The sequence below is a fragment of the Pantoea sp. LS15 genome, from assembly GCF_012241585.1.
Lineage (GTDB): Bacteria > Pseudomonadota > Gammaproteobacteria > Enterobacterales > Enterobacteriaceae > Enterobacter.
The window spans coordinates 727,351-740,520 of record NZ_JAAVXA010000001.1; the positions used below are offsets into that span (position 1 = coordinate 727,351).

Genomic DNA, 13,170 nt, shown 5'->3' on the forward strand with positions numbered 1-13,170 from the left:
CATTTTCACCGTAGCACGTCCCCACACAGCGCCCGAAAGGTTCTCGTTGAGGTTATGAATTGAGAGAAAGTTTATTTTTCGTTTCAGTCGTGATTGCCTCAGTGACCTTTATCTTCATCTGGATCATGCTTGTCGGCCCGATGAAGGGGGAGGAAAAAACCTACGTTCAGGATTCCACGACCTTTGCAATAGCAGTGATGGTGTTGCTATTTATTGCGTTTATTGCGGTGACGACGACCGTTCTTTTCCTCTGATAATTTTTCATGAATTATTGAGTGCAAATCATAATTTCCGCACACTCAATAACTTAGATGAATATCAAAGACATATCCCCTACAGCATAAGGATAATGTCGGAGTATATCGGTTAATTTGTCGCCCCCATATTAGCCCCCAAGAGTAAACCGCCCCCAAATCCGCCCCCAAAATCCTCATCTTTTGCGTAGCTACTTCCAGTTTCGCAACACGCCGCTTTACGCATTACTTCCTCATGAGCATAATCGCCACCGATCCGTTTGTAAGACTTCAGGTGCGCACCTCTTCTTACATCGCCGGACAATCATCGAACTCGCCCGAACGCGCATCATTGATGATGTACGTGATCACCCCAAACACAGGACGCGATGTGTCCGATGCTTCGTTCTTATCAGGCAACCTCTCCCGCTTACCGTTCTCCAGATTTTCCAGATGCGGTTGCGGGTGTGTCCTGTACCGCTTAATCCTGAACTCGCCTTCATCCGTACATACCAGCAATGATCCGTCACATGGAGAAAGTGATGCATCTACGACGAGAAGAGCACCATTAAGTATGCCCTCTCTATAATGCGTCGCACCGGATCGCATGAAGTACGTAGCCGCTGGCCTGGTGATGATGCGCTTGTCGAGTGATATGCGTTCTTCAACGTAGTCTGCTGCTGGCGATGGAAACCCCATAATGCACCTCCGATAATTACTGTATGCATATACAGCATTATCTATTACCGTAGTCGATCAAGTAAAGATATAGTGCTATTATTGGAAACCTATCTAAATGTATGTTGTTACGATGATTTTAGTCACCTAACCATGGTCTGATAATGAACAATCATAAAATTCAATCAATTCATTACCTTCGAGGCATAGCTGCATTGATGGTTGTTGGATTTCACTTTCGCGCACCACTCAATGCGTTACCTTATGCACCAAATCTTGGTAACATTTTGTTTGGCAGCGGTGCTTTTGGAGTTGACCTGTTTTTCATAATTAGTGGTTTTATTATCGCAATGTCTACTGAACGCAACTCAGGAATACTGAGTTTTATGTCTAAAAGGTTCTTTAGAATATACCCTGCTTTCATTTTTGTTTTCCTGATAGGATCGCTTACCGTTTATAGCAATAACTCACTTTCATCACTAGCAAGGTCTGCACTTCTTATACATAAGGATTACAACCAAGTTTCACCTTCATTTGGGTATAACATCCTTGGTCCAGCATGGACATTGACATATGAGATATATTTTTACTCTATATTTCTGATTTCTATGTCTTTCTCTCATAAATATCGCTGTGTACTTGCTTCATTATTGATAGCTTTACCTATGGCTGCTGTACAACTGTGGTTCAATGGGAGTGTAAGCCTGTCAGGTGATGCTAGCGCTGTAATGCCATCAGGGTTAGTAATGCATGACTACTTAAGATTTGCCTCTTCTCCAATGATGATAGAATTCATTGTTGGTATGGCATTTTATGGCATGTGGAGAAACTCTAAAATACAGTTGCAAAAACATCATGCCATTCTTGTTTTTTCTGCATGCTCTGTAGTTTTTTTATACCTTTATCTTTTAAATATTAACGCTGGATTTGGGCTGCAAGGGTTTGGCTTCTGGTCTGTTATATTAGTACTCGGTTGTCTCTGCTATGAAAAGAGCAAGAAAATATCAAATTCAAGAGTTCTAATTTTCCTTGGAGATATATCATTTTCACTTTATATCTCTCACTATCTTGTAAAAGATATTCTTAATACTTATAACCCTGATTTTTGGTTCACTTCTCGGGGCATTGAAACTTTTGCAATTTCAATATCACTTACCTTTATATCAACACTTATAATTCATTACGGAATAGAGAAGCCTTTCCTTGCCATTGGCAGAAAGGTCGATATAGCAATAAAGTCAAGACATTTAAATGCATTTAAAGGGAGTGCACTGTAAATGGAATTTAGAAAAGACATTAACGGCATGAGAGCCATTGCTGTTATCTCTGTGTTACTTTTTCACTTCAATAACAATATTCTGACTGGAGGGTTCTCTGGTGTTGACGTTTTCTTTGTCATCTCTGGTTACCTAATGACAAAAATAATCCTTGGAAGAATTGAAAAATCTTCATTCAGCCTACAAGGATTTTATATATCACGAGCTAAACGCATAATACCATCTCTCACTGTTACATGTCTTGCTGTATTAGTGTTGGGATGGTTGTTTGTCAGGCCATCCGAGTTTTACGATTTATCGAATGATGTGCTATCCAGCATACTCTTTGTATCTAATTTCTTATATCTTTCAAGATCTGGGTACTTCGATGACTCATCAATTAATAACTTTCTTCTTCATACATGGTCTCTATCAGTAGAGTGGCAGTTTTATATTATATACCCACTTATTTTACTTGTAATTTGCAGGCACCTTGGGATTAGACATGCCAAAATATTGATCCTGCTGTCATTCATTTTGTCTTTTACACTATCGTTATATGGTACTTATAATCTTCCTGAATTTACATATTTCATGTTCCCTACAAGAGCATGGGCCATGCTTGCCGGAGGTGTAGTTTATGTTTTACCTCCTTGCAGAGTAAAGCTTAAGACTCTAAGCCTTTACGTTGGGTTTTGTTTAATAGCGATTGGTCTTCTTGTTGTAACGAAACAGACGCCTTGGCCTGGTGAAATGGCTTTACTTCCAGTTCTTGGGGCTAGTTTTATTATCTATTCATCTAAAAGTAACTTTATTTTGGATAATAAGGTATCTCAGTTCATTGGAACAATTTCTTATGAAATGTACCTTGTGCACTGGCCTATGCTTGTATTATTGCGCAAACTCAATATAGAGATATCTATTTTTTCTTTTATAACCTATGTAACGCTAATTTCTTTTGTGCTTAACATATTATGCAGTGGAAGCATTAAATCAAAATATAATAAACTTGCGTACATGTGCGCATGTGGCATATCTGTATTAATCATTGCCAATAATGGATATGCTGACAGGGTTCCTGAGCAGTACAGATTAACTAAAAAGGAATTTCACGAGAAATATTATGGTGGCGCAGGTTACCCTGCAAATGAGGTATTTTTATTAAACTCCTCAAATCGTGAAATCAGCACAATTGTCAGCGGCGATAGCTTTGGACTGCAATATGCCAAAGAATTTGATACTAGGGGAATTGCAACCGCTGCACTTTTCGATCATGCATGCCTGGTGTTTCCTGATTACTCAGTTTTCATTGGCAATAGAGAAGATACTGGATGTTCTGGAGAGTACAGAAAGCTTAAAGATTTAATGAATTCCAACAAAAAAGCAAGCCTTATATTGGCAAGTAAATGGGATGGCTATGAGGGGTTATTAATTAAAAAGGGAGCCAGCTCACCTGAAACCATAACAAAAGATGAATATAACAAAATAATTCTATCACAAGTTAAGAGGATTATTGCTGATGGTGGAAGTGAAAGGAGGTATTTCATTATCGGCAAACCACAGGGCACTAACATAGATGGGTTTAGCTGTCTTGCAGGAAGCAGTTTGCCAGGGTACAAACTAGTTTCAAACTGTCAAGTGACACAATCCAGAGTTGTTGTGCCAGTAAATGAAGCATTAAGGTCTGGCCTTAAAGACTACCATAATGTGCATTTTATTGACGCAAATGATGCATTATGTTCAGGGAAATCATGTGCAATCATTACGGATTCAGAGCCTGTTTACACAGATGGTGCTCACTTATCAATTTTTGGTGCTTCTAAAGTTATAAACTATTTAAGCAAGTCTCTATAAAGAAGCGGGTGGCTTTACCACCCGCCCCATCTTATAACGGTGTACCATCCGTATTTGATGATGGATCTGTTCCGCGCTTCCACATTAGTTTGCTACCATCATCCCAAATTCTAACAGCACCAACACGAACTAAACCACCATTCCAAGCCCCAGGAAATGCTGCACATTCAGTCCTTCCATAGTCTGCGTAGATGACTGTTTGAAGGCCAATAACATTACCTGTCGGTGCTGGGCCTGTGTATTTGAAGCCATACATACGAACTCTTGAAGTATTATCAGTAACAAGAGTAGAGTATGCAGTTCCAACTGCTGCGATAAACAAATCATTAATTGTAACCTGAGAGTTACCAGTTACTGATATTGCTGTAGCCCCTGACAGGTTAATATTAAATGACGCCTGAAGTCCGTTAAACGATACCTGGCTATCTACTATCACTGCTATCCGCCCATCACCTGATACAGCAGTGAGATTCTCAATACCATAAGTATTAAAGTTAATACCGTTACAACGACTTAATGAGAATGCATGCCTTGTCAGGCTTCCTTCGCTATAGCAACTCGTTGCAGTTGTATAGTTCATTTCATTCATGTACCACGAGAAGTTATAATTTGTGATACCGACTCGTACAAACGTTCCTGATGTTCCAGAACCCAATCCGTTTTGAATTGGTGTTACGTTTATGCCTACAGTTCCCATAACTCCGCTTGGCGGTTCAAAATAAGTAGAAACAAATGAATAAGCATATATATTTCGCCCATCAAATCCTACCATACCACCTTTAGACCACACACTTTCAATTTCAAAGTTATTAGCGAACGGACAATATATACCATATGCAGAGGATGCACTATCTGCATTTTTAATATAGCAATTCTTAATAGACCAATAGTTTGCATATTTATTAGCAGAATGAGCAACTACAACCTGAGCCTGCTTATCAGAGAAAGTAGACGTAAAGCCAACGCCGGTAGGTGTTGCCGCAGCCGGAGCATCAGTTTCTGATAACAACTGGCCACCGTATGTTATATCCAGACCAAATTTAGCGTCAAATTCAAGATGTCGACCTGATTTAAGCAGGATTGGCTTTGAAAAGTAATATGCTGTTTTGTAACCCTTAACTACACGATTTGTTCCTTGTTCTGCATTTTTAAAGCAAAGTTCAAGATGATACCAACAATCCGTAGTTCCATCACCTCTTGCGCCTATTGAGTCGATGTAGATATGCCCAGAGGAAATATCCAGATACCAAACCGCCCCAGTAGCATCAGAGACCGCAAGCTTATTAAGTTGAAGCGGTGTCTGGCTTGGAGTTGCCGTTTCGGCAGATCGCACCCAGATATCGCGCTTACCAAAAATATCGTAGTAACCAGATGTGCGCACTACCTTGATTTGGGTTGCAAGGCTTGAAGCCATAAGTGCTGTAACAGTGTTTAAATCGGCAGCAGTAAAATAATCCTGTGCCGTTGCGCCAGATGCAGAACCAATAGCCGCAGCACCTACTGAGCTTGCCAGCATGCTTCTGAGGGTTGAATCTCCAACACTGAGCCATGCACCAACGCCTACACCACCAGTTGAACCAGGAGTAGATCCGTTCGGCACAACCTTACCTGATGGAAGAAATGAACCATCCCAACGGTAGTATTCGCCGTCTGTTGTGTCTTTTAGAATCTGATTTGGCAGCGTTAAAGTTGCACCAGCCTGGAATGTGCCTACTGGGATCCATCCATACTGGGCAATCGCCTGCTGCGCAAGCCACCTCAGGCCTTCGATGGTGTAATGCTCATTCCCGAACCGGTCAACATAAGTGTTAACCAGCGAGGTAACAACCTCGTCGATTTTTCCTATGTTGAATTTGAAATCGAACGGAGATTCGCTCGGTACTGGCAGGTTAGTTGGTGTAGTAGCCATATTTATTCCATAAAAAAACCCGGCTCAGTGGCCGGGTTAGGTTGGTCTGGAGGGTTCTTATTGGTAGATGGCGTCGCTGTACTCTGCGACCGTCAAAGATACCGTGTTATCTGTGTTCGGTTTGATGCTGCTCACCTTCCATAGTTGGCTGTCCAGTTCCTCCACCGTCGCAATGAGGTAGCGAGAAGGAAGCTGTACAGTGTCTCCGTTCCATATGTTGAGCTGAATGTTAGGGATGGACGCGGTGAATCCGTACTTCGTGTCAGCGCGGGCGATGGCAGGATAGCGCAGTGTCGGGTTGCCCAGGCTGTCGGTCACCAGCACATACATCGAACCGGTGAAGGTGATCGGCTCACTGGTATCGAAGTTATTCCCGGCGCGGCCGGTGATATAACCCTGTTGCTGGTTGCTGTCGTAGATATCAGGCATCTGAATGACGCTGCCGACCTGAATAATGCCGTCCTCAAACACTTTGGCGTTCATCTTCACTCGGGAGTAGATCAGGCGTTTCGTTTCGCGCAGCGCGCGTTCCCGCGCCTGATACTCGTTACGGAAGCCGACGATCTCCAGTTTGTTCGGGTTTTCCGCTTCCTGTTCGACGATGGCGCCGTTCAGCACGCGGTAGTTGATGTACGTCTTGTTGTTCGTGGTCGGGTGAACGTAAGAGACCTGCACTCCGTCGTAGCCGCCAGGAAGAGTGGCCTCGTACGTCATTTTGTACTCGTCCGTCTTCATATTGGCCCGGTTGAATACGGCCGCCGGGTAGTCAACCTTCTGGTCACGGGTAAACGTCAGCACGCCGTCATCCCAGTACGCCACCACAGACGCCGCATTACAGATCGCCTGCACGCGGTCTCCGAGCGAGTCATTTTCGTCGTCAAAGGTGTAGTCGAAGTAACCAAGGCGTTCGTCAGGCAGGCTTTCGGCGATCGAGTACAGCCCGTAAAGGTCAATGCTGCTGACCGGCTGTTCACCCATAATCAGCCAGGTGTGCGCCACCGCGTCAGCGAACGAGCGAGACGGTCGCAGCGTGTAATCCACTGTCTGCGTGTCAAGGCTGTACGTGATGGTGTGGCGCGTCACCAGAGCGTTATATTTGCGTTCACGGCTTCCCAGGGCGTTTTCTGTCGCCCTCACCTTCACGCGCACCAGCGTGTCAGTAGGATGAACGACGTTGGTCCTGATATTGATAGCGTGGATCTCTTCAACCTTCAGGACTGACGCGTCGCTGGAGTTATCCGTGCGCTGGAAGCTGATCGCGTACTTTCCGTACCCGGCCGCAGGAGTCAGTTTATCGGTGCGGTAAAACACTTCGCTGGTATGGTCGTGCGGCGTTCCCTGGTAATAGGTAAACGTCTGCGTAGTGCCGGGGATCTGGTTGTAATCGTCGTCGATTTTCCAGATAACTACCTTCCAGTTAGTCTGTTTCTTCCCGCCAAGGCTCGACTGTGTGTGCAGCCAGAGCTGTGATGACTCAACAGGTGAGAAGAATGGACCCACGACCAGGGCTTCGTTGTCGTTCAGAATGAACTTCGTGGTGTTGATGGTCGCCGTAGCCGGGATGTCCTGCGGTCCCTGCAGGTCGCTCATCGTAAACGTGTACCAACGAACTGGGTTAATCACAGCGCCGTCGTTAGTTTCCACTGCGGAGATCAGCGTTCCGGAGAATGTCGCATCTGTCGTAACGCTGCCTGATGCAGTGTTGTACGTCACGTTAATGGTAAACGTAACAGCGTGCGGCAGTACCAGCCCCATAAAATAGTCGAACTCGGCCTGCTTAATGATTTTCATCGCAATCTGGCCGCCGGAATATGTACCGCTGACGACGGTGTTTGCCGTCGCGCTCTCTATAGGAAAATCGCCAGCCTCATTCTGCCCAGGCACTTCCTGACCATCTACATCATCGAAGCCATATCCCTCGATGATCTGGGGGATGACATCTCCAGGCTGGTAAAACTGGAATTCAGCACCGGCAAGAGATCCAAGGCTCGATTCAGAGTAGCGCACAGACTCATAGTCGTACTTGCCTATCCCGATGCACATCCATTCAGTGACATACTTCAGGCCGCCGTCAAAGGCATCCTGTCGAACGTATTCGAACACCGATTCCTGAATCAGATCCGGGAATGAACGGACCTGGCCGTAGATATCCGGCTTGGCTTTGTAAACGCGCGCGGTGTTTGTCTGACCGGTCAGGCTATTATTTGGGGAGTCGACGGTATTACCGCCGGTGTTGGCGATGGCCGGTTTCGGTGCCAGAAACGAAAACACCTGACCAACAACTTTAAAGATTGGGCTCAGGATATCGCCGACAATGCCCTTTGGCTGGTCGAATATCTGAATGGTGTCCAGCTCGCTCAGATCAAACGCCAGCTCGTCATCGTCGCCAAGCCTAACGCCATTGCGGACGATCAGCAGGTCACTGTGAAAGGTAGCGTCATTGGCCACCAGCCATTCATAAAAAAGGGTGCCGTTTGGCACCCTGCAACGCAGCTTAGGCGTTCCTGGAAAGTTCGATATCTCAACCAGCGCCATATTCGAAAAACTCCACTTTGGTAAATGCCCGCTGAATGACCAGCAACGAGTCCATGCGCACGCTTCCGTTCTCGCCGCGAGAGTGTAGCGCCTGACGGTTCAGCACCAGGCCAACGTGTGCTGGTTGCGTGCCGCGGTACCCGACAAATATCCCGCCCTCGACCGGCTTATCGACCGGGATCCAGAAAACGACGTCACCCTGATAGCAGGTGAAGAAGTCAGCCCCGGCTTCGTAGTCCGGAGTCTGGTGCAGTTCAATACCGATTACGTGACGGTAATACAGTACCACCAACCCCCAGCAGTCGACTTTCTCGAAAGAACAGGCACGGTTAGCCCACGGCACGCCGATAACCATCCTGACAAAATCAGAGGTACTGCAGGCCGGTGTATTCCGTTGGGTCATAGAGCCTTCCGATGTTGTTGTTCAGCGGGTTCGTAACAGAAAGTGTTACCGATGCTGAATCGGCGTCGATATCAATCGTCTTGACGTATAACTGCCACGATTTAATCGGTACCGACACGTCGCTACTGTCGAATATCTGCCGCTCGGCCGTGATAGCCGTTAGCCTGGCCGCCCCCTTCCACTGTTTCATCAGCGCTTTGATGTCCGACGACAGCCGCCCTAACTTCACAGTCGCGTCGATCACAGGCGTGCCGCTCTGCTGGCTTTCTTCGATTTCAAAACGCGCTGGCGTGTACGTCTGGCCGCCAAGCGTCTTGGGAAAGAATTGCTTATCGACCAGACGGACGTAGCCAAAGGATGGATGGTAGAACGTGATGGTGTCGTACAGTCCGCGCGTCGGGCGCTGCTGCTTATAAGCTCTGAAGGTAGGCATTAAAGCACTCTCGGTAAAGATTCCTGATCACGCCCGTCCGGATAACCCGTGACAACAATATCCAGCCACGAATCCCACGGCGGCGGAAGTTCAACAATGATGTCGTCGAACTCGTCGTCGGAGTTATAGAGATTATTTGCGATCACAGTTCCACTCCATGTCACTACTCCGCCATCAATACTGGTTTGCACTGGCATCTGCGTGAAGTGAAGCTCCTGCAACTGCAGGCCACTACCTCCCAGATTGATATTCATCCTGAACCAGTTAAGGCCACGGTTGAGATAGTTCGGACTGCGCAACGCCAAGGCGCTGGCCTGGGGAAAGCAGTATGAAGAAGACGCCCGCACCCTCTTCGAGTTCACCACCGACGTGAAAGTCACGGAGTCTCCGATCCTGTTCCGTGACGAGAGCATGCGCACCGCGTGCTCCCCTGACGGCCTGTGCAGTAACGGGTTCGGCCTTGAGCTTAAATGCCCTTTCACCTCCCGCGACTTCATGAAATTCCGCCTTGGCGGTTTCGAAGCAATCAAGTCTGCGTACATGGCCCAGGTACAGTACAGCATGTGGGTGACCGGGAAAGACGCCTGGTTCTTTGCCAACTACGACCCGCGCATGAAACGCGAAGGCATTCACCACGTCGTCGTTGAGCGGGATCCGCAATACATGTCCGACTTCAACGAAATGGTGCCGGAGTTCATTGAGAAGATGGACGAGGCGCTGGCGGAAATCGGCTTCACGTTCGGGGAGCAGTGGAAATGAAACGCACACCATTTTACCGCAGACCCGGGCGAACCGGGCAATTCTCAGGCCTCCGTGAGCGCGTTATCTGGATGATTCAGACGCGCGGACGCCCGGTCACCGGCAGCGAAATCGCCGAGAAGTTTGGCGTAACGCTCATCGAGTTTAATCGCGTCGCTAACGGCATTACCCGCGGCTCCGGACAGATAGCGCAGATCGTTGAGTCGGAAAAGTGGATCAACGAGGACGGCATCTGCGACCGGACATTCGACCTGGTCACGAAGCCAAAGGTCGTAACGCCGCAAGGTAAATCGCGCCTGTTCACCCGGCGCGCCATTGAGCAATCGCAGGAAGGTAGACGGCAGGAGTGCATAGCGCGTGCCGCCCGCCGTAGCCGCCTGATTGCTCAGGGCCTCTACATCGACGAAATGGAGTCCATCCTATGACTCACGCTCACGACGACATCAGAGTTGGCACACTGTGCCTTCCCTTCATTGGTAACGGCTGGCTAATGCCATGGGGTGAAGTGGTCAGCAATCCTTTAAAGGCGCAGCGGCTCGCTGAGGAATATCGGGAAAGGCAGGAGGCGGCATGACCTATCAACTACACGTCGGCCGTTGCGAGGAGGTCCTGAAAACGCTGCCGGATAACTCCGTTGACGCCATCGTGACGGATCCTCCGTATGGTCTGAGTTTCATGAACCACAAATGGGATTACGACGTCCCGACAGTCGAGCAGTGGCAGGAATGCCTGCGCGTTCTCAAGCCTGGCGGACATCTGCTGTCGTTCGGCGGATCACGTACCTATCACCGCCTTGTGGTTAATGCAGAGGATGCCGGTTTCGAAATACGCGATCAAATTCTCTGGATTTACGGCAGCGGCTTCCCCAAGTCGCATAACCTCGATGGTGATTTTGATGGCTGGGGAACGGCTCTGAAGCCTGCGCACGAACCGATCGTCATGGCTCGCAAGCCATTCAAAAAAACGGTGTCGGCGAACATGGCTGAGCATGGTACTGGGGCGATCAATATCGATGCTTGTCGCATCCATACCGACGAAGCGCTAAATGGCGGCGCTGGCGGTCTGCTTTCACACCAGCGAGACGGTACCGAACCTGTTGCTGATTACGAGCAGGCACCGGAGGGACGCTGGCCAGCAAACATCATTCACGACGGAAGTGATGTTGTCGTGTCAGCATTCCCGGATGCGAAAGGCCAGCAAGGAGCGCTTAACCTGTCTAAACCCCACTCGCTTTTATGGGTTGTAGCTATTCATACCGGTATGCGGCACGGTGAACTATGCGCCCTGGCATGGGATGATATCGACCTGATAAAAGGTGAGATTAATGTCTCACGGAACCTGACCAGGAAAGGCTTATTCGTTCCTCCTAAGACAGATGCAGGGATCAGGACAATTACCCTGCTCCAGCCTGCTCTGGATGCACTGAAAAAACAGTTCGAAATTACAGGCCATCTGCCGCAACACGAGATCGTCTATCACCATCGTGAGCATGGTAAAACTGAAATGCAGGTTATCAGGCCAGTATTTGTTCCATCTAGTCGATCAACAAGAAAGGTCGGTTACTATTCAAAAAATTCTATATCCTATGGATGGAAGAATGGCTTACGCCGTGCAGGCATTCGTAACCGTCATCCGTACCAGTCAAGACACACCTACGCATGCTGGTCGCTTTCTGCTGGGGCAAACCCTTCCTTTATTGCGACTCAGATGGGCCATGATGATTCAAGGATGGTTTATGAGGTTTATGCGAAGTGGATCGGTGATATGGACAAGGACCAGGTTGCCATCATCAACAAGCGAATTCTTGCCAATATGCCCCCGTCACGCCCCCATAACGATATGAAGTCAAAGAAAATTGTTTGAATTCAGTATGCAACAGCATTAAGTAATAATTTTTCATGAATTATTGATCTGGCAAAACCTCCCCCCTGTTTCATTCAGGATATATAGGTTACTCTTTTAATTACAGACTGTGGTGACAGTAGTAAGGAGACCTGTATGGCAAAGTATCAAAACATGCTGGTAGCTATCGATCCTAATCAGGACGATCAACCGGCATTACGGCGTGCTGTGTATTTACATCAACGGATTGGTGGCAAAATCAAAGCGTTTTTGCCGATCTATGACTTCTCGTATGAGATGACCACCCTTCTGTCGCCTGACGAGCGCACCGCTATGCGTCAGGGAGTGATCAGCCAGCGTACTGCGTGGATCCGCGAACAGGCGAAGTATTACCTGGAAGCGGGTGTTCCTATTGATATTAAAGTGGTCTGGCATAACCGACCTTTCGAAGCCATTATCCAGGAAGTCGTTGCCGGTGAGCACGACCTGTTACTGAAGATGGCGCACCAGCACGACAAGCTGGAATCCGTGATCTTTACCCCTACCGACTGGCATCTGCTGCGTAAATGCCCTTGCCCGGTCTGGATGGTGAAAGACCAGCCGTGGCCTGAAGGCGGTAAAGCCGTCGTGGCAGTCAATCTCGCCAGCGAAGAGGATTACCACAATGCGCTGAACGAGAAGCTGGTTAAGGAGACAATCCAGCTTGCGGAACAGGTCAACCACACCGAAGTGCATCTGGTTGGCGCGTATCCGGTGACGCCAATCAATATCGCTATTGAACTGCCTGAATTTGACCCGAGCGTGTATAACGACGCCATCCGTGGTCAGCATCTGTTGGCCATGAAAGCGCTACGCCAGAAATTCAGCATTGATGAGAAAATGACTCACGTGGAAAAAGGGTTGCCTGAAGAGGTCATCCCGGATTTAGCCGAACATTTACAAGCCGGGATTGTCGTGCTGGGCACCATTGGTCGAACCGGTATTTCTGCGGCATTCCTCGGCAATACCGCCGAGCAGGTGATTGACCATCTGCGCTGTGACCTGTTGGTCATTAAACCGGATGAGTACCAGACACCGGTTGAGCTGGACGACCCGGAAGACGATTAAACAGCGTTTAGGGATAAAAAAAGCCGCCAGAGTTTGAAGTGAACCCCATATATTGGACACTTTCTTAACTGGCGGCTGACATGGCCTGAGTTCGGTATTGTACCGGACTCAGGCCGTTTAGTTTTAGCTTGATTCGTTCGTTGTTGTAGTAGTGGATGTAC

At 47.7% G+C, this 13,170-nt stretch carries 13 protein-coding genes and 2 pseudogenes; 8 read left to right on the forward strand and 7 right to left on the reverse strand.

Features of this window, described 5'->3' with window-relative positions:
• Positions 1–59 precede the first annotated feature (59 nt).
• Positions 60–254, forward strand: a complete 195-nt coding sequence (locus HED65_RS03395; protein ID WP_008500541.1) for a hypothetical protein — start codon at positions 60–62, stop codon at positions 252–254.
• 288 nt (positions 255–542) lie between these two features.
• Here HED65_RS03395 and HED65_RS03400 read toward each other — a convergent pair whose 3' ends face one another.
• Positions 543–932 (reverse strand): HumD family translesion DNA polymerase, encoded by a 390-nt coding sequence (locus HED65_RS03400; RefSeq protein ID WP_114977435.1) that lies wholly within the window; start codon positions 930–932, stop codon positions 543–545.
• Between the two features lie 143 nt (positions 933–1,075).
• Between HED65_RS03400 and HED65_RS03405 the strand changes: the two genes are divergently transcribed.
• A complete protein-coding gene (locus HED65_RS03405) occupies positions 1,076–2,188 on the forward strand; it encodes an acyltransferase family protein (RefSeq protein WP_114977436.1) in 1,113 nt (370 codons plus the stop codon).
• The gene (locus HED65_RS03410) at positions 2,189–4,021 is read left to right on the forward strand and encodes an acyltransferase family protein (RefSeq protein WP_114977437.1); all 1,833 of its coding nucleotides are present in this window, start codon (positions 2,189–2,191) and stop codon (positions 4,019–4,021) included.
• A 31-nt stretch (positions 4,022–4,052) separates the two neighbouring features.
• Here the strand turns inward: HED65_RS03410 and HED65_RS22515 are convergent, their stop codons facing one another.
• From HED65_RS22515 to HED65_RS03435, 5 genes and pseudogenes are all read right to left on the reverse strand, one after another.
• On the reverse strand, positions 4,053–5,930 hold the full coding sequence (locus HED65_RS22515; protein WP_209313271.1) for a tail fiber/spike domain-containing protein: 1,878 nt from the start codon (positions 5,928–5,930) through the stop codon (positions 4,053–4,055).
• A gap of 57 nt (positions 5,931–5,987) precedes the next feature.
• Positions 5,988–8,465 (reverse strand): host specificity factor TipJ family phage tail protein, encoded by a 2,478-nt coding sequence (locus HED65_RS03420; RefSeq protein ID WP_114977438.1) that lies wholly within the window; start codon positions 8,463–8,465, stop codon positions 5,988–5,990.
• The gene (locus tag HED65_RS03425; protein WP_114977439.1) at positions 8,452–8,868 is read right to left on the reverse strand and encodes an NlpC/P60 family protein; all 417 of its coding nucleotides are present in this window, start codon (positions 8,866–8,868) and stop codon (positions 8,452–8,454) included. Before HED65_RS03425 ends, HED65_RS03420 begins: the two co-directional genes overlap by 14 nt.
• On the reverse strand, positions 8,831–9,301 hold the full coding sequence (locus HED65_RS03430; RefSeq protein WP_114977440.1) for a hypothetical protein: 471 nt from the start codon (positions 9,299–9,301) through the stop codon (positions 8,831–8,833). Before HED65_RS03430 ends, HED65_RS03425 begins: the two co-directional genes overlap by 38 nt.
• Positions 9,301–9,600 (reverse strand): annotated as a pseudogene (locus tag HED65_RS03435) (hypothetical protein); the annotation flags it as partial. The pseudogene HED65_RS03435 and the gene HED65_RS03430, both read right to left, overlap by 1 nt.
• On the opposite strand from HED65_RS03435, the pseudogene HED65_RS03440 reads away from it, so the two are divergent.
• From HED65_RS03440 to uspE, 5 genes and pseudogenes are all read left to right on the forward strand, one after another.
• Positions 9,599–10,060 (forward strand): annotated as a pseudogene (locus HED65_RS03440) (lambda exonuclease family protein); the annotation flags it as partial. The pseudogenes HED65_RS03435 and HED65_RS03440 sit on opposite strands and share 2 nt — an antisense overlap.
• Complete coding sequence (locus tag HED65_RS03445; protein ID WP_114977441.1) at positions 10,057–10,485, forward strand: regulator; 429 nt, start codon at positions 10,057–10,059, stop codon at positions 10,483–10,485. The pseudogene HED65_RS03440 and the gene HED65_RS03445, both read left to right, overlap by 4 nt.
• On the forward strand, positions 10,482–10,634 hold the full coding sequence (locus tag HED65_RS03450; RefSeq protein ID WP_006809793.1) for a DUF1317 family protein: 153 nt from the start codon (positions 10,482–10,484) through the stop codon (positions 10,632–10,634). Before HED65_RS03445 ends, HED65_RS03450 begins: the two co-directional genes overlap by 4 nt.
• On the forward strand, positions 10,631–11,923 hold the full coding sequence (locus tag HED65_RS03455; RefSeq protein WP_114977442.1) for a tyrosine-type recombinase/integrase: 1,293 nt from the start codon (positions 10,631–10,633) through the stop codon (positions 11,921–11,923). The genes HED65_RS03450 and HED65_RS03455 overlap by 4 nt, the downstream gene beginning before the upstream one ends.
• A gap of 135 nt (positions 11,924–12,058) precedes the next feature.
• A complete protein-coding gene (uspE, locus tag HED65_RS03460; protein ID WP_114977443.1) occupies positions 12,059–13,009 on the forward strand; it encodes a universal stress protein UspE in 951 nt (316 codons plus the stop codon).
• 64 nt (positions 13,010–13,073) lie between these two features.
• Here uspE and HED65_RS03465 read toward each other — a convergent pair.
• A partial coding sequence (locus HED65_RS03465) for an IS3 family transposase (protein ID WP_147279780.1) occupies positions 13,074–13,170 on the reverse strand: 97 nt, incomplete at its 5' end.

Bases quoted from the DNA above. Each gene is read 5' to 3' on its own strand.
- HED65_RS03400 (WP_114977435.1), bottom strand. From the start codon at position 932: ATGGGGTTTCCATCGCCAGCAGCAGACTACGTTGAAGAACGCATATCA.
- HED65_RS03405 (WP_114977436.1), top strand. From the start codon at position 1,076: ATGAACAATCATAAAATTCAATCAATTCATTACCTTCGAGGCATAGCT.
- HED65_RS03410 (WP_114977437.1), top strand. From the start codon at position 2,189: ATGGAATTTAGAAAAGACATTAACGGCATGAGAGCCATTGCTGTTATC.
- HED65_RS22515 (WP_209313271.1), bottom strand. From the start codon at position 5,930: ATGGCTACTACACCAACTAACCTGCCAGTACCGAGCGAATCTCCGTTC.
- HED65_RS03420 (WP_114977438.1), bottom strand. From the start codon at position 8,465: ATGGCGCTGGTTGAGATATCGAACTTTCCAGGAACGCCTAAGCTGCGT.
- HED65_RS03425 (WP_114977439.1), bottom strand. From the start codon at position 8,868: ATGACCCAACGGAATACACCGGCCTGCAGTACCTCTGATTTTGTCAGG.
- HED65_RS03430 (WP_114977440.1), bottom strand. From the start codon at position 9,301: ATGCCTACCTTCAGAGCTTATAAGCAGCAGCGCCCGACGCGCGGACTG.
- HED65_RS03445 (WP_114977441.1), top strand. From the start codon at position 10,057: ATGAAACGCACACCATTTTACCGCAGACCCGGGCGAACCGGGCAATTC.
- HED65_RS03450 (WP_006809793.1), top strand. From the start codon at position 10,482: ATGACTCACGCTCACGACGACATCAGAGTTGGCACACTGTGCCTTCCC.
- HED65_RS03455 (WP_114977442.1), top strand. From the start codon at position 10,631: ATGACCTATCAACTACACGTCGGCCGTTGCGAGGAGGTCCTGAAAACG.
- uspE (WP_114977443.1), top strand. From the start codon at position 12,059: ATGGCAAAGTATCAAAACATGCTGGTAGCTATCGATCCTAATCAGGAC.